At 47.3% G+C, this 16056-nt stretch carries 20 protein-coding genes; 15 read left to right on the top strand and 5 right to left on the bottom strand.

Annotated elements, in window-relative coordinates:
* The first annotated feature begins 219 nt into the window (after positions 1 to 219).
* The 3 genes from ACEW9J_RS12365 to ACEW9J_RS12355 all read left to right on the top strand — a co-directional run bounded on the left by ACEW9J_RS12365 (position 220) and on the right by ACEW9J_RS12355 (position 1657).
* Positions 220 to 948, top strand: coding sequence for a DUF3891 family protein (locus ACEW9J_RS12365; protein ID WP_373545423.1), 729 nt, complete (start codon positions 220 to 222; stop codon positions 946 to 948).
* A gap of 33 nt (positions 949 to 981) precedes the next feature.
* Positions 982 to 1251, top strand: coding sequence for a hypothetical protein (locus ACEW9J_RS12360; RefSeq protein WP_373545422.1), 270 nt, complete (start codon positions 982 to 984; stop codon positions 1249 to 1251).
* 85 nt (positions 1252 to 1336) lie between these two features.
* Positions 1337 to 1657 carry a hypothetical protein gene (locus ACEW9J_RS12355; RefSeq protein ID WP_373545421.1) on the top strand — a complete coding sequence of 107 codons (321 nt, stop codon included), beginning with the start codon at positions 1337 to 1339 and terminating at the stop codon, positions 1655 to 1657.
* Between the two features lie 168 nt (positions 1658 to 1825).
* On the opposite strand, the gene ACEW9J_RS12350 is transcribed toward ACEW9J_RS12355, so the two are convergent.
* The 3 genes from ACEW9J_RS12350 to ACEW9J_RS12340 all read right to left on the bottom strand — a co-directional run bounded on the left by ACEW9J_RS12350 (position 1826) and on the right by ACEW9J_RS12340 (position 3658).
* On the bottom strand, positions 1826 to 2269 hold the full coding sequence (locus ACEW9J_RS12350) for a DUF4385 domain-containing protein (protein WP_373545420.1): 444 nt from the start codon (positions 2267 to 2269) through the stop codon (positions 1826 to 1828).
* Between the two features lie 94 nt (positions 2270 to 2363).
* Entirely contained in the window at positions 2364 to 2885 is a 522-nt protein-coding gene (locus tag ACEW9J_RS12345; RefSeq protein ID WP_373545419.1) for a DUF2231 domain-containing protein, read from the bottom strand.
* A gap of 32 nt (positions 2886 to 2917) precedes the next feature.
* Entirely contained in the window at positions 2918 to 3658 is a 741-nt protein-coding gene (locus ACEW9J_RS12340; RefSeq protein WP_373545418.1) for a DUF2993 domain-containing protein, read from the bottom strand.
* 195 nt (positions 3659 to 3853) lie between these two features.
* On the opposite strand from ACEW9J_RS12340, the gene ACEW9J_RS12335 reads away from it, so the two are divergent.
* The 10 genes from ACEW9J_RS12335 to ACEW9J_RS12290 all read left to right on the top strand — a co-directional run bounded on the left by ACEW9J_RS12335 (position 3854) and on the right by ACEW9J_RS12290 (position 12979).
* Positions 3854 to 4858, top strand: a complete 1005-nt coding sequence (locus ACEW9J_RS12335; protein ID WP_373545417.1) for an SDR family oxidoreductase — start codon at positions 3854 to 3856, stop codon at positions 4856 to 4858.
* 91 nt (positions 4859 to 4949) lie between these two features.
* Positions 4950 to 5654, top strand: coding sequence for an SRPBCC family protein (locus ACEW9J_RS12330; protein ID WP_373545416.1), 705 nt, complete (start codon positions 4950 to 4952; stop codon positions 5652 to 5654).
* 305 nt (positions 5655 to 5959) lie between these two features.
* Positions 5960 to 7177: a zinc-dependent alcohol dehydrogenase gene (locus ACEW9J_RS12325; protein WP_373545415.1), complete on the top strand. Its 1218-nt coding sequence runs from the start codon at positions 5960 to 5962 to the stop codon at positions 7175 to 7177.
* On the top strand, positions 7174 to 7689 hold the full coding sequence (locus tag ACEW9J_RS12320; RefSeq protein WP_373545414.1) for a hypothetical protein: 516 nt from the start codon (positions 7174 to 7176) through the stop codon (positions 7687 to 7689). Before ACEW9J_RS12325 ends, ACEW9J_RS12320 begins: the two co-directional genes overlap by 4 nt.
* Positions 7690 to 8029: 340 nt before the next feature.
* Positions 8030 to 8395: a hypothetical protein gene (locus tag ACEW9J_RS12315; RefSeq protein WP_373545413.1), complete on the top strand. Its 366-nt coding sequence runs from the start codon at positions 8030 to 8032 to the stop codon at positions 8393 to 8395.
* A 444-nt stretch (positions 8396 to 8839) separates the two neighbouring features.
* A complete protein-coding gene (locus tag ACEW9J_RS12310) occupies positions 8840 to 9658 on the top strand; it encodes an SDR family NAD(P)-dependent oxidoreductase (protein WP_373545412.1) in 819 nt (272 codons plus the stop codon).
* A 363-nt stretch (positions 9659 to 10021) separates the two neighbouring features.
* Positions 10022 to 11047, top strand: coding sequence for an alpha/beta hydrolase (locus tag ACEW9J_RS12305; protein ID WP_373545411.1), 1026 nt, complete (start codon positions 10022 to 10024; stop codon positions 11045 to 11047).
* Between the two features lie 163 nt (positions 11048 to 11210).
* Positions 11211 to 11930 (top strand): HAD family hydrolase, encoded by a 720-nt coding sequence (locus ACEW9J_RS12300; protein ID WP_373545410.1) that lies wholly within the window; start codon positions 11211 to 11213, stop codon positions 11928 to 11930.
* Between the two features lie 61 nt (positions 11931 to 11991).
* Positions 11992 to 12321 carry a 2Fe-2S iron-sulfur cluster-binding protein gene (locus ACEW9J_RS12295; RefSeq protein WP_373545409.1) on the top strand — a complete coding sequence of 110 codons (330 nt, stop codon included), beginning with the start codon at positions 11992 to 11994 and terminating at the stop codon, positions 12319 to 12321.
* A gap of 97 nt (positions 12322 to 12418) precedes the next feature.
* On the top strand, positions 12419 to 12979 hold the full coding sequence (locus ACEW9J_RS12290; RefSeq protein WP_373545408.1) for a pyridoxamine 5'-phosphate oxidase family protein: 561 nt from the start codon (positions 12419 to 12421) through the stop codon (positions 12977 to 12979).
* A gap of 117 nt (positions 12980 to 13096) precedes the next feature.
* On the opposite strand, the gene xseB is transcribed toward ACEW9J_RS12290, so the two are convergent.
* Both xseB and xseA read right to left on the bottom strand, forming a co-directional pair.
* The gene (xseB, locus tag ACEW9J_RS12285) at positions 13097 to 13303 is read right to left on the bottom strand and encodes an exodeoxyribonuclease VII small subunit (protein ID WP_373545407.1); all 207 of its coding nucleotides are present in this window, start codon (positions 13301 to 13303) and stop codon (positions 13097 to 13099) included.
* On the bottom strand, positions 13275 to 14534 hold the full coding sequence (gene xseA / locus ACEW9J_RS12280) for an exodeoxyribonuclease VII large subunit (RefSeq protein WP_373545406.1): 1260 nt from the start codon (positions 14532 to 14534) through the stop codon (positions 13275 to 13277). Before xseA ends, xseB begins: the two co-directional genes overlap by 29 nt.
* Before the next feature lie 245 nt (positions 14535 to 14779).
* Here xseA and ACEW9J_RS12275 point away from each other — a divergent pair, with 245 nt between their 5' ends.
* Positions 14780 to 15448 carry a deoxyribodipyrimidine photo-lyase gene (locus ACEW9J_RS12275; protein WP_373545405.1) on the top strand — a complete coding sequence of 223 codons (669 nt, stop codon included), beginning with the start codon at positions 14780 to 14782 and terminating at the stop codon, positions 15446 to 15448.
* 282 nt (positions 15449 to 15730) lie between these two features.
* A complete protein-coding gene (locus tag ACEW9J_RS12270) occupies positions 15731 to 15955 on the top strand; it encodes an FAD-binding domain-containing protein (protein WP_373545404.1) in 225 nt (74 codons plus the stop codon).
* Positions 15956 to 16056: the final 101 nt, after the last annotated feature.

The raw sequence follows: 16056 nt of genomic DNA, 5'->3' as shown, positions 1-16056 counted from the left end.
AAAATCCCCTCTTGGGAGCGGAAAGTGCGGTCTTGGGGCGCGAGCTTTTGGGGGGAAGCTTCCCCCCAAAACGTCGCTTGTTTCCCCAAGTGGAGCACCTTTACAAGACAGGGGTGCCCGTAGGGTGGGGTGGGTAGATCTTCGCCGAAGTCAGAACAATAGCGCAGAAAGTTTTCACCAAGTATCAATAACTAGTTGAGCAATTTACGATCGATTTTCATGATAGTGAACCTAACTGATGACGGCTGGGAAATTATTTATCATCGCGCTCATGCGTTACTAGCTGCCCAAATCGCGGGGTATTGGCACACACCTGATGATACAGCTCAGTTGGTCGATACGATCGCCGCGATCGCCCATCATGATGATTTAGAGCGCGAATGGCAAGGCGACCACCTCACCAAAGCAGGTGCCCCACTGGACTTTACACTTGGGGGTGAGGATTTTTCGGTAGCTCCTCTCTACGAGCACATTGAAAATGCACTGTATCGGGGGCGGTGGGTAGCTTTACTAGTGTCGATGCACATGAGTTTTTTGAGTGAAGGTAAGCGGGGCGAGATGCCCGAACTCGATGAGTTTTTGGGCAAGCAAATCGAGCTACGCCAAACCTGGCGCGAAAGTCTGGGGATTAGTGAGGCTGATGCCCAAAAAATTTATGCCAAGATGCAGTGCTGCGACAGGTTATCGCTGATCTTGTGTCAACAGCAGATTCCTGATGGCGAACGCTGGCTCGAAATTGCCAAAGGGCCGACAGGCGAACAGCATGACATCATCCAACGTGGTGATAAAACTCTGACTGTCAAGCCTTGGCCATTTAAGGATGAAAAATTTACCGTCCGCGTCGATGCCTCGCATTTGACACAGATGAAGTTCGAGAGCGATGAAGAATTAGTTGAATCCCTCAAACATGCGCCAATAAGCTCGATCGAATGGACTTTTGTTGCCTAAACATCTCTAAGTAATTCGGATCTTGGTTAAATCATGAATAACACGTTTTTGGATGCAATTTTTAGAGACGATAAAGGCAATTTTGTCATTATTCAACCACCAAATTTACCGATTATTATTTGGTTTACAGCGAGTATCCTCAAGTTGGTTTTTTCAAAAGGTAATCTCTACACCGGATTAGATTTTGTAGCTGTTGGAGCTTTGACAATCTGGTCTTTCCTAGAAATATTCCAAGGAGTTAACTACTTTCGGAAAGGATTAGGTGTAGTCGTACTTATCGGCTTGATTGCTTCGAGGATTTAGCGATTTATATGGCTATATAATCGCTCGTAGGTAATGCCCGCTTTACTATCAATCATCAATTATTTAATTTATTTAGTTTATAACCATGAATAATCTATTCGATCGATTGTTTCGAGATAACACTGGTGAGATTATCGTCGCTCAAGCTCCTAATATACCGATTTTGGTTTGGATTGGAGCTACTTTACTCAAGTTAGTCTTTAAAACAGGTCAAGCTAAAATTGCTTTAGATGTATTAGCTTTTGGTTCGCTCCTCTACTGGTCATTTCTCGAAATCACCCAAGGTGCTACTTACTTTCGTCGAGATCTAGGTGTAATTGTCTTAATCGCTTTAATGGTATCTGTCATCGAGCGATTTGGTAAGGTTCCTACTGTTACTGCTAGTTCAAATCGAGCGACTTCATAGCGTTGTAAAATCTTTAAGTAAAATCGTAGTGGCTCGACACGACTAAATATGTGGGTAAAGCGATCGCCAAACAGATTACTAATTGTATTTTCCAGAGTTCTGAATGCCCACAGTTTTAGTCGTGTCGTCCCACTACTTTTATTGGCTACCGTTATTTTCGATAACTTGCTACTTTGTATGTCGATCGAGCATGACAACATACTCTGGATCTGACTTGGCTAATTGCCACATTTCATAGAATATTTTGGCGGATTCAGCCTTAATTGGATCTTCCTGATTTGGGAGGATAACTTTAGAATCCTTAGCATATTTACGCCCCGATTTATGATTGGCATACCGACGCGATCGAGTGTAGCCCATCTGCAAAAACTTCCGCGCCATATCCATCCCCACAAAATCACCCTGCTCCTTATATTCAAGGAACAGGGCATAAATCTCGCGTGCAGATTGACGAGCAATATCTGGCGTTCTAAATTTCCAATGGGGTAAGATTTCGCTTTTATAGGGTTCTACAAGTAATACGCCTTGTTCGCCCTTACCAACGCGATAGAGTTCGGGCTGCTGACGAAAATCGATCGTTTTAAAGTCGAGTGTATAGTCGAATTTGTTCATTGTTGGAGTTGCTGCACAGATCTACCCACCCCACCCTACGGGGAGGGGATTTTCCACCCCACCCTACGGGCACCTCTCCGAGGAGGGGATTTTATTAGGGTTCGTAGCGGCTACTATCGCCGATTACTGCAACTTTGTGGCGATAAATCAGTTCGGCTCCGAACCAACCGCCGATGGCTAGGAGTGACGCGACGATCGTGGAAATAATCAAGCCCCACGGTAAAATCGCCCCCTCCACATTATTCCAGCGCAACGCCCAGTTAATTAATGTCAGCACCATTGCGGTAATATTGCCAGTCATGTGAATCCAGCCTGCGCTGCGCTTGCGGACGCGATCGATCCTCAAAAAGTCCGACATCCCCACCGCAGCGGCAACCAGCCCCGAAATAAAGCCCGCGCCAATCAGCCAGATCGCCGCCCGCGCCCAAAACGGATCGTGGGTGAGCCAATACCCCAGATCTGCCCCAGCAGCAGCGGAGAGGAAGGCGATCGGAAATGTGACGAGCAGGGGATGGAGCGGATGTCCGGCGATCGCGACTGTACTCTGGACGCCGCTATCATGGTACTCGCGATCGTTGCTTTCGATGAATGGGGGAACACTGGGATATTCGGTCATGGTTTGTACTCCTAAAGGTTAATTATTAAAATTTAGATGGAAGGTAATTGAGCGATTTGAGTTTTGGCATGAATTACTAATCTGCCTTGTTGAGCTTCTAATCGATCCAATTGGAGTGTTATACCTGGAAAATCGAAATTTCGCAGATCTAATAAAGCTGAGAGTTGCTCAAAAATTACCATAATCAGTTTTAGAGTTAGACCTTGACCTTCAGCGGCTAAAATCTCTAAAGATATCCTATTTCCATTTTCATGGATTTGGGGAATCGCAGTTGCTGAAAAACTTTTCACTTCATTTTGCTCTCTCATCAAAAAAGTTGCAGCGATGACAAATTTGTTCTGACCTGGGAGATCTAATGTGGCTTGTTGCACGTCGATCGTGACTGGATGCCCATCCATATCCATCTTCAAACCACGTAACTTTGTTTGAACATAGTCACAACAAAAAGCATGATTGATATCGGCTTCAGTCAATACGATTCGGGCTTCGGCATCGGTAGGATGAGTGAGTTCGATGTTGCCAAAAACAGCACTGAGGGGATTAATTGATACCTCATCGGTGCTGATGGTAATGGTTTCTACCCGTAAATCTTGCTTGACTACCAATCCCTTACCAGAGATTTCGACAGAATCTACTTTTCCTTGGATAAAATTACCAGGATTGGTACGAATATCAACATCGATCTGTTCGGAGTGGTCTAACTGAGTAGCAATACCAATCTCTACGACTTTACTCAATGCCTGATTACCTAGATCTGGTGGATTTTGTGCCATGTTTTGTTTATGGTAGAGGTTAATTTGTCAAATGTAGAAATCAACAAACTTTTTGACATGTAACTTTAGTAATAGCAAAACTAGATCGGAATTCAATCTACCAAAAGATAGACAGGTAATCTCCCTCTTGAGAGAGAAGACACTCAGCATTTGCATTGTTAGGATACCAAAATAGCAAAGTCTAACTAACTGCAAATGAAACTCAAACCGATCGAACAACAAGTTGTTGCCATCGTTGGAGCCTCCAGTGGAATTGGGCGAGAAACCGCGCTCCAGTTTGCCAAGCGCAACGCCAAAGTAGTAGTTTCTGCCCGTACTGAGTCAGGGTTGGCATCATTAGTTGAGGAAATCACCGCACTGGGGGGAGAGGCGATCGCGATTCCTGCCGATGTAGCGGAATTTGAACAGGTAAAGAGCATTGTTGATAAAACTGTCGATCGTTACGGACGGTTGGACACTTGGGTACATGCGGCAGCAACTGCGATTATTGCTCCCTTCGAGCAAGTCACGCCGGAAGAGTTCAAGCGGGTAATCGACGTGAATTTGATGGGATCGGTTTATGGCGCGATGGTGGCGATGCCTCACCTCAGACAGACGGGACGCGGCGCATTTATCGCTGTTTCTTCTGTGGAAGCACGTCGCTCGATGCCATTGCAATCGGCTTACTCAGCCTCAAAACATGGGATGGAAGGCTTTCTTGATTCACTGCGATCGGAACTAAAGCAAGAAGGGTTTCCAATTAGTATTACCAATATCTTGCCCTCGGTAATCAATACCCCGTTTTATAATAAAGCGCGGACAAAACTGGGCGTGATGCCAACCGGAATCCCACCTTACTATCAGCCCAGTCTAGTCGCTGAAGCCATCTTACATGCTGCCGAAAATCCCACCCGCGACATGATTGTAGGTGATGTGGGACGGGTAATTGACTTGTTACAAAAGATCGTACCAGATTTGACTGATACCCTTGTGGGTGCCATCGCCGTTCCAGGACAACGCACCGAGCGGATCAAAGCCACAGACGATCCCAATAATCTTTTTGAACCGATCGAAGGATACAACACGACGACGGGAGATTTTACGGATAAGACTATCCCTAGTTTCTTGGATTGGTTCGACTTCCATCCGGCAGTTAAATGGGGCACTGCTGCTGGTTTGGGCGCATTAGCTCTGATCGCTGCCAATATTCTGAAGGAATAGTCGATTGAAGAAATTTTGGATTTTGGATTTTGGATTGAATTCAAAATCGAAGTGACAGTTTCAATGATTAATTAATTAGGAGGTAATTGAGATGGAAATAAAATCGACGAGTAGTAATAAATCGCCTGAAAATGTTGGAGATACCGAACGGTGGGGATCTTTGATTACAGGAGGCGCACTGGTATTGACGGGATTGAGTCAACGTTCTTTGCGAGGTGCACTGATGGCGATCGCGGGTGGCACTTTAGCCTACCACGGTGCCGCAGGACAAAAAAGTTTGGCTGAGGCAGTCACTGAAGCAACAGGACTGGACAAGCCGATTCGGGTCGAAAAAACTGTGACGATCCAAAACAAGTCACCTGAAGAGTTATATACCTTCTGGCACGATTTTGGCAACTTGCCCACCTTCATGAAGCATCTGAAATCGGTGACTGTCATCAGTGATACCCGATCGCATTGGGTCGCCAACGCACCGCTGGGTGCTAGCGTCGAGTGGGATGCCGACATCATTACCGATCGACCAAATCAATTAATTACTTGGGCATCTGTAGAAGGTGCAGATGTATCGAATTCTGGCTTTGTCCGGTTCCAATCCGCACCCCCAGGACGCGGGACAGAAGTAAAGGTAGTCATGGAGTACAGCCCCCCTGGTGGCGGTCTGACTGCGGCGATCGCTAAGGTATTTGGCGAAAATCCCGAACAGCAAATCGGCGAAGATTTACGCCGCTTCAAAATGCTGATGGAAGCAGGCGAATTCGCCACTATTGAAGGTCAATCTTCTGGACGACGGAGTTAGGAGTTGAGTTGCTGCGGAGATCTTTACCCCACAATCGCTTACTAACCACGGAATCTTCATCTTCTGGACGACAGAGTTAGGATTTGAGTTGCTGCGGAGATCTACCCACCCCACCCTACGGGCACCCCCGTCTTGACGTTTTTTTATTCGGGGGGAACCCCCGAATAAAAACGTCGCTCCGAGGAGGGGATTTTCCACCCCCTTTATGAGGCGGGTTTGGGGGGGTAACACTACGATCGCTAATTACTCCACCATCCACCATCCACTATTCACTATCCACCATCCACCATTCACCATTTACCATCATGAGAGCAGTATGCTGGCAAGGAACCAATAAAGTCGAGGTCGAAACAGTACCAGATCCAAAGATTATCAATCCGCGTGATGCGATCGTCAAAATTACTAGCACAGCGATTTGTGGCTCAGATCTGCACTTATATAACGGCTTGAATCCCACAATGCAAAAGGGGGATATCATCGGGCATGAATTTATGGGCGAGGTCGTAGAATTAGGTCGCAAAGTTACCAACGTCAAAATTGGCGATCGAGTCGTCGTCCCATTTACGATCGCGTGTGGCTCATGTTTTTTCTGCAATCGGCAGTTAACGTCACAGTGTGATAACTCTAATCCTAGTCCCTGGGGAGTCGAACAACTGATGGGGTATTCGCCATCGGGTTTATTTGGCTACTCTCATCTGACTGGCGGCTATGCTGGCGGACAAGCAGAATATGCTCGCGTTCCCTTCGCTGACGTGGGTTTGTTCAAGATCCCCGACGGACTGACTGACGAACAGGTGCTATTTCTGACTGATATCTTCCCCACTGGCTATATGGCAGCCGAAAACTGCGATCTTCAGCCAGGGGATACCGTAGCGATTTGGGGTTGTGGCCCCGTCGGACAATTTGCGATTCGGAGTGCCTTGATGCTGGGCGCAGAGCGGGTAATTGCGATCGATCGCGTCCCAGAACGACTCCAAATGGCGAAGCTCAGTGGGGCTGAAATCCTCAATTATGAAGAAATTGAGGTCGGGGAAGCTTTGAAAGAAATGACGGGCGGACGGGGGCCAGATGCGGTGATGGATGCAGTCGGGATGGAAGCCCACGGCATGGGGCTGGAAGGTTTTTATGATAAGGCGATGCAAGCCGTCAAGCTCGAAACCGATCGTCCTAATGTCCTCCGCCAAGCAATTGTAGCTTGTCGCAAAGGCGGTACAGTCTCGGTTCCAGGTGTTTACACTGGGTTGGTAGACAAAATCCCGATGGGTGCGTTTATGAACAAGGGTTTAACTATGAAAACCGGACAAACCGACATTCATAAGTATCTGCCCAAATTACTCGCTCATATCCAAAATGGCGACATCGATCCCTCATTTGTGATTACTCACACGATGCCCCTAGAGCAAGCACCCCACGGCTACGAAATCTTCAAACACAAGAAAGATAGCTGTATCAAGATCGTACTTAAACCAGGTTTATTAGACAGCCCATTCACAACACTTGAGCCATTCCCTACTTCTCTATGAACTACCTCGTTGCCGTTTTACCCGATCGCTCTCAAGCAGAAGCCGCCTATTCTGCTTTACAAAAAGAAGGCTTGCCATCCGATGGTATTAATATTTTAGGTAATGGTTATCAAAGTGCTGATGACTATGGATTAATCGATCCAAATGTCGCAGCTAGTCAAGAAATTAACCGCGAATTGTACTGGTTACTCGGCTTTGGCTTTGTCGCTGGTTTTGCCTTTAATTGGTTGACGGCGATCGATATCTTCCCTGGGATCGTACCAATTGGAAATCATATTATCGGAGGTATTTTCGGAGCTGCTGCTGGTGGCTTAGGTGCTTATTTTTCTGGCAGGACAATCGGTTTGACGATCGGGAGTGGTGACGCATTACCCTATCGCAATCGACTCAATGCAGGTAAATATCTAGTCATTGTCAAAGGTACAGGCGAACTTGTAGATCGTGCCACACGAATCCTTCGCCAATTTGAGCCGGAAAATATTCAAGGATATACCGAACCAATCGGCACTTAAACAGTTGACAGTTGACAGTTGTGTGGGCGGGGCACCCGCCCAGTGGTTTCTGGGGATATGGAAACGCACCAAGCAGACACCATCCTAAAAACAATCCACCTAAAATGTGGGTGATTTAAACCCCGAAGCCATAGCTTCTGTTCTTTGTTAATTATGTCTGACATTTCGCTCGAATCGCTGTGCTGACTAATTTACTTCAGAAGTTTTACCTATCTCTTTGACTTATTCAATCTACACCTTTTGGTAGAGATACTTTTGCCATAGATCTAGTTAATGTTAATGATGATTAGACAAAAAATAACTTGTAAAAGTATTTAATTTAGCAAAGAGGAACAAAAAAATGTTAAACAAGCTCGCCCAGACAGTGATTCAAATCGGTAACTGGTTTAAGCAGTTACAAGTACGGCAATTTTTATCGGTCATCGCGATCGGTTTGATCTTATTGAATGTTACTCCTGCACCCGATCGTGCCAGCAAAGCAACGATCGATAAACTCGATCGGCTAGTACATCAAGAAAATCCCGATCGACCCAAAACTACGGCGGAATGGCAACAGCAAGCGCGGGAAGTCAAAGGTAAGCCTGAAGAGAGAATCGAACGTATCGGCGAACAATCCGCCGATGCCGTTAAAGAGTTCGGTCAAATGTATCCAGATGTCGCCAAACGCAGCGCGAACGAGCTAGAAAAAAGTGTTGAGAACAATTAATTTTTTCGGCGCGTAAGTACCGACCGATGCCGCCGATTAAATTCGGATATTTTTAACCCCTACGTAAAGATAAAACCCATTTGAGGTCTTCTGTCTTGTCGGTTTTTGATTCGGCGTCGTTTTATTCGGGGGTTACCCCCGAATAAAACGACAAAACGAGAGAACCTCCGAATCAAACCGCCGTAGCGGGGAGGGCGGTTTCGTTCGATCTCGATTGGTACAATCGATAGTTGCTAGCATCAAGCCGCCCCTACACATCCACAATGTCGATCCATATGGATCGCCTGTATGGGCGGGTTTATGCTAAAAAATTCCGCTCACTACTACAAAATCAGAACAAACCCGCCCTCCCCACCAAGATCTGTTGCTTGATTCCTACTCCAAAAATCCCAAATGGGTTCTATAAAACCCCGCAACTAACCACTTTAGTCAAGATAGATAATTATGACTACTTATGCCGTGCCCGATGGCACAACGCGACCGCTGGCAGTTGTCACAGGTGCCTCTAGCGGCATCGGTTACGAACTAGCCAAACAATTTGCCAAAAATGGCTTCGACCTCCTCATCACATCGACCGGAGAGCAGATCGATACCGTAGCTGAAGCCTTCGAGCAGCTCGGAGCTAAAGTCAAAACCGTCCAAGCCGATCTCGCTACTTACGACGGCGTGGAAAGCCTCTACCAGCAGATTCAAGCTACTGGTAAACCCGTTGACGCGATCGCGATTAATGCTGGAGTCGGTGTTGGCGGCGCATTCATCGAAACCGATCTCCAAGCCGAACTCAACGTTATCGAACTGAATATCGCCTCATCCGTCCACTTGGCAAAGCGCATCGTCCCCGATATGGTAGCGCGTCACCAGGGACGGATTTTATTTACATCCTCGATCGCGTCCCAAATGCCAGGGCCATTTCAAGCAGTATACGCCGCCTCCAAATCATTCGTTCATTCCTTCTCCCAAGCCCTTCGCAACGAATTAAAAGATAGCGGTGTCACCGTCACAGCCCTAATGCCAGGAGCCACCGACACCAACTTCTTCGATCGTGCAGGGCTAGAAGATACCAAAGTCGGCCAGCAAGAAAACAAGGATAACCCCGCGCAAGTCGCCAGAATGGGCTTTGAAGCCCTCATGGATGGCAAAGATAGCGTCCTCGCGGAATCCCTCCTAACCAAAGTTGCTGGTACCGTCAGCAAAATCCTCCCCGATCCTCTCAAAGCCGAAATGCACCGACAGATGAGCGAACCTGGTTCGGCAGATAAATAAAGCCAATTTTACCCCAACAGTACTCGAAGTTTGGGCGTTGCTGGAATATCGAGATGACTACACTCACGCGCTCTAGGCTTGAGGATTTAGGACTTAGGCTTTAGGCTTTAAGTCGATTGCCGCTAAAAAACATACTTTCTATGAGTAGGGGAGGGTACCGTGCCCAACCCACTCAACTAGACACCAGCCAAACCCTAGCCCCCTTAGCCATCAGGTCAGTACAACCCCTACGCACCGCTCATTACAGACAACCAACATACGCAGGGGAGTTTGAGAGGGCGGCGATTTGTGCAGGCCTTTGTTCCCCGTCCGCCTACCGTTAATTGAGCACAAGAGATCCCAAACCATCACCAGGAAAAGATTATGCCAGTAGACTCCCAAATGCAAGCCGTCCTCGACCAACTCACCAAATTTGGCGCACCACCGATCGAAAACTCCTCGCCAGAAATCGCCCGCAGCCTCCCCACATTCAAAAACGCCGTCGAAGAAATGGTCGCCGAAAACGCCGCCATGCGATCGATCGCCCTCCTCAAACCCAACCCCGAACCCGTCGGTCAAATCAGTCACATCCTCATCCCAGGTGCTGCGGGAGACATCGTAGCGCGAGTCTTTACCCCCAAAGGACACGGCCCATTTCCAGTTCTCGTTTACTTTCATGGCGGCGGCTGGGTAATTGCCAACCTCGATGTCTACGAATCTTCCTGTCGGGCGTTGTGCAATGCGGCTGAGTGCGTCGTTGTCTCAGTAGCTTATCGCCAAGCACCAGAACACAAATATCCAGCAGCAGTTGATGATGCCTACATGGCACTGCAATCAGTGATGACAAATGCCGGAAACATCAACGGCGATCCTACACGGATTGCCGTCGGCGGCGAGAGCGCGGGCGCAAATCTAGCAACCGTCGCTTGCTTGAAAGCACGAGCAGAAGGGGGACAAATGCCGATCGCTCAATTACTGATTTATCCAGTCACCGACAGCGCGATGAATACCCCCTCCTATCAGGAGAATGCCAATGCCAAACCCTTGAACGCCGCCATGATGCCCTGGTTTTGGCACCACTACCTAGAACATGAGTCCCAAGGACGCGAACCCTATGCTTCACCAATGCAAGCCACAGATCTGAGTGGCTTACCGCCTGCTACGGTACTTACTGCCGAATTCGATCCACTGCGGGATGAAGGCGAAGCCTATGCGCGACGCTTACTTGACGCTGGTGTGCCTGTATTTGCCAAACGCTATGACGGAGTAACTCACGAATTCTTTGGTTTAGCAGGTGCTGTACCTAAAGCAAAACAAGCAGTTGAAGACGCGGCGAAGGCTCTCAAAGAAGCATTTGCGCTGCAAGGGGAAGTGATTGGTTCGCGCCCAACAACACCCGTTGCTAGTTAATGCCATAATTTATCGATTCTTCCAGCTCGGTATGGCGATGAACTAGAACCTGGATGCTAGGATCTTAGCGATCGTCAAAGTAAATCTTTGACGATCGCTGACTACTTGTTCCCACAACGCCACAGATTGCTACTTTCCACTATCACAATCCACTAATTAAACCATGTCCCATCAACTTCAAGCAGTAATTTTTGGTGCGATCGGTACGATTGCCGAAACATCTGACATCCAGCGTCAAGCATTTAATGCAGCATTTGCCGCAGCCGGACTGGACTGGCACTGGAACGCTCAACTCTATCGCGATTTACTCAAAATTAATGGCGGTCAACAACGACTCCGAGCCTTTCGCGATGCCGCTGTCGATCGCATGGGCGTCACCGACACACAAATTGCGACATTACACCAAGCCAAGACTGAGCTGTATGCTGCCATGCTCGATCGATACCCATTGCGTCCGCGTCCTGGCGTTGTCGAAACGATCGAGATGTGCAGGAGCAACAACATCCAAGTAGCACTTTGTACATCCACAGCGATGGCGAATATCGAGGGCTTGAAGGCTGCCCTAGCAGAGTTGTTGCCATTTGACAAATTTGCGGCGATCGTCTCGATCGAATCGCTAGAGCGCACCAAACCCGCACCAGATGCCTATATCCACTGTCTCAACCAACTCGGATTATCAGCCGATCGAGTCATTGCCATCGAAGATACTCCAGTTAGCATCGCCGCAGCCAAAACCGCTGGGATCTTCACCATTGCCACACCTGGAGCCACGACCTCAGACCAAGACTTTTCCGTCGCCGATCTAGTCGTACCCGACTTGACTGGGATGACACTCGATCGATTAGCGGCATTGCTACGACAACCAGCCTCCATTTCGGGCTAAATTCCCACACCCTCACATCAAGTATCGGCATCAACTAATCTAATATTAGAGACTTAATTTCATGGCAAATTCTTACCAAGTCAGACTATATAACAAAGCACAAGGCATCGACCAAACTATTCAAGTTCCAGCCGATAGCTACATTTTAGAAACTGCCGAAGAGCAAGGAATGGAATTGCCATACTCCTGTCGGCAAGGTGTGTGTTCGACTTGTACCGTCAAGACGATTCTCCAGGGGAGAGGCTACGCCAACGAAGGCACAGTAGATCAGTCCGAAGGCACTTATTTGAGTGAGGAACAAATAGCTCAAGGGTATGTATTAATTTGCATTTCCCACCCGCAATCGAATTGCGTGTTTGAGACTCACAAAGAGGAAGAAGTACTCAATTAACCTGAAGTCTACCCAGCAACTTGGATTTTTTCATCCAAGTTGCTACCCACCAATCCAAAATCACCGCTTTGCGGACTTTATTTAAGGAATAAACATCATGGAAAATACAACCGATCTCCTTAGCAAAGCTGCTCAGGACGAGCAGAGCAAACGCGTTGACGTACAAAATGAGGATCGCTCCCTCCAAAAATTACGCGATCTAATCAAAGATATCAACTTCTGTATGTTGACAACGCTCGATGACGATGGCTGTCTGCGGAGCCGTCCGATGTCTGCCAACGGTGAAGTGGAAGCAAACGGCGACCTGTGGTTTTTTATCTACGCTAGTTCGCATAAAGTGACTGAAGTGAATCAAAATCATCAGGTCAACGTGAGTTTTTCGGCACCTGACAAGCAGTGCTATGTCTCCGTGTCTGGAACCGCCGAACTAATCAGAGATCCCGCCAAAATTCGGGAACTTTGGCAGCCAGAACTCAAAGCCTGGTTTCCTAAAGAACTCGATGAACCAGATATTGCCCTGCTCAAAGTGAATGCAATCAAAGCAGAATATTGGGATGCCCCTGCCAGTTGGGTTGCCAAAACTGTTGGTTTTATCAAAGCAGTCACCACTGGCGAACAGGAAAATATGACCGAGAATGCTAAAATCGATTTGCGATAATAGCTGCAAACTCCGAGCGCGAAGCTTGCTACCAGATTGTGAATTGTCAGGTGTGCGATCTTGTCTGGCTACATCGGGGTACCAACAGTGCCAGACAAGATCGTAAAAAATTTACTGCTAGCTCTCACCTAAATTTTCCAGTAATAATTCTACCTGCTGGCGATGCGTTGCCAAAAAATGCTCGCACTGCTGCAAAGATGCCACCACTACCTCAAACTGACTGAATACTTCAGTCAACTCTAGTTCTCCACCTTCAATCTCCGCCAAGATTTCCTCAATCCGTGCGACCGTCACTTCATAGTTCCACTGCTGCTTTTTTGCCATGCTCGACTGCGATAATCCTCACTTTTGCTCGACCTCGACCCAACTCGATTGACAACTCCTCTCCCACAACTAAGCTAGCACTATCGCGAACGATCGCGCCCTGTTGCCGCACGAGTGAGTAACCTCGCTGCAATACCAAGCGCGGATCGAGAGCTTGAGATCGCTGGGCTAGTCGTAACTGTTGCTGTCGAGCGGCTGCCAATCGTGCGCTCATCGCCACTCTAAGTCGCTGCTGAAGTAGGTCGAGGCGATCGAATTCGAGATCTAATGTTCGATCGGGTTTGATGCGTTCGCACCGCATTCTCAATTGACTTAACTGAGACTGGAGATCGATCGAGATCGTCTGCATTGTCGCGCGCAATCGATCGATCCGCGCCAGATGTTCGGCTACCACATCTTCGAGATCGGGAACAACAATTGCAGCGGCGGTAGTTGGGGTGGCTGTACTCACATCTGCGGCTAGATCTGCCAACGACTCATCCCGTTCGTGTCCGATCCCAGTTACTACCGGAATCGGGCATTCAGCAATCGCGCGTACCACCACCTCACTATTAAAACAACTCAAATCTTCCGTCGCACCCCCACCTCTAGCCAAAATCAACACCTCAGCGCGACCATCCCTAACTACCCGCTCGATTGCCCGCTCGATCGAATGAGGTGCCATTTCCCCCTGTACCGTTGCTGGAGCTAATAATACCAACACTCCCGCATAGCGAGAACGTAACATTCGCTGAATATCACCCCACGCCGCCGCCGTCGCCGATGTGACTACCGCGATTGTTTGTGGTTGAATGGGTAAAGTCCGTTTGCGCTGGGGATCGAACAGTCCTTCAACTGCTAACCGCTGTCTGAGCCGTTGCAATTTCAGGGCTTGCAAGCCTTCTCCCAGTCCGAGCACTTGCTGTACCTGAAATTGATATTTACCATGCGGTGCATACACAGAAATTTTCCCAAATGCGAGTACTTCCATCCCCACTTGAGGCTTTGTCTCCAATTCAGAAATTTGGCTCTTCCACACCACCGCAGGTAGAGCTGCTCTACCCACTTTGTCTTTGAGCGTAAAGTAAATGCCTGAGGGATGATGACTGGCACTAGAAACTTCACCACTGACCCATACCTGCCGCAGTTGAGGGGTTTGTAGTAGAGCTTGTTCGATATAACTAGTCAGACGATCGATCGAGATTGGATCTAATTCTAATTCTGGTTCGTCGCTTGGAAAAATATTCCTCATTGTCAAGTGTCAGTTATCGTCCATGAGACTTATTAAATCAGTCTAACTCAAATTGCTAGGGTAATCTTTGACCGATCGACTGAGGAATCCAGATCTTATTTTTGGTACTCTGGTGCGTAACGCATCGCAGCTCGGAGCCTAAAAATCTACCTTATAATAGAGATAATATTACGGTTGCTGGTTTGGACAGAAAGCAGCGCAAGATGGCACCATTGGCAACTATAAAATCTCTCATCGATTAAATTATGCACCTGCTTTGGTTTCGTCGGGATTTGCGATCGACCGATAATGAAATCGTCACGCTGGCATCTGTCAATAATACCCCAGTTTTACCATTCTTTATTATCGATCCTTGGTTCTATACATGGGCTAATATTGGTAAAGCTAGAGTGAGATTTTTGTTTGAGTCTTTAGAGGATTTAGATCGTAGCTTGCAAGATTTAGGTAGTCATTTAACATTATTTGAGGGTGATTCAACTCTCATTATCCAAGACTTAACCAGACAGTTAATCGGACAAGGCGATCGACCCAAACTATTCTTTAACCGCGATGTCCAGGTAGAATATAGGATTAGTCGAGATAAAACAATCGTCGATTTTTATCGAGAGTTAAATCTCGATTGTCATCTGGGATTAAATAACTTTCTCCAGTCGATCGAGCGGCGCGAAGCATGGTTTAATGAATACTATACTTATCAACGACAACCACAATATCAACCACCTCTAGCAATAAATATACCTAATCGAGAGATCGATCTACCACAACTAACTTTTGACGAACTAAAACGTAAATATCGAGAATTTTGGGATGTCGAAAAAGTATATTTCACTGGCGGTGAAACAAATGCACGAGATACATTAGATTCATTCCTCGCAACTAGATTTAATCCCACATTCCGCACTTCGGAAAAGTAGTATGAAAAAAGCCTAGTTTTACGTCGCGGCAATCGACGAGTTTCGATCGGTAGTATCGCTAAACTGTCGAGTCTTCGTGACTAATATGTGTCGTAAAAGTTGAAGTGCGGAATGTGGGTTTAATGGTTATCATTGGAAACTTTCTCGCCCGTGGTTATCACAACAAGGCGCGACATCACATCTATCGCCACATCTGACATTTGGGACGATTTCGACTCGGACTGTTTATCAGTCTACCAAAGCAAGAGTCGCCCAACTGGTAGGTCGAGAAAAAGCCGAATTTTGCTCAAAGCTTTTCGAAATCGCTTGCGGTGGCATGATAGTTTTACACAAAGGCTGTACTTCCATCCAGAAATAGCTCACGAGAATCGTTATCCTGAATTCGATGATTGGTATCAGCCCGACGAACTCAACCCAAACCAGCTTGAATTGTTCCAAGCTTGGCAAGAAGGAATGACAGGTTTTCCCCCTGAAGGGGTGACAAGCAACGATCGAATGCAAGCCTAGTAATGATCGAGAGGAATGTCAGGTGGGTGAAATCTGAAGCAAGAGCGTACAATTGTATTGAAACGAGGGGGTGAGATAATAAGAGTAAAAAAATGCTCTAA

This window comes from Chamaesiphon sp. (genome assembly GCF_041737865.1).
Lineage (GTDB): Bacteria > Cyanobacteriota > Cyanobacteriia > Cyanobacteriales > Chamaesiphonaceae > Chamaesiphon.
Note: the sequence above shows the minus strand (reverse complement) of the source record. Positions and strands in the feature narration are given on the sequence as shown.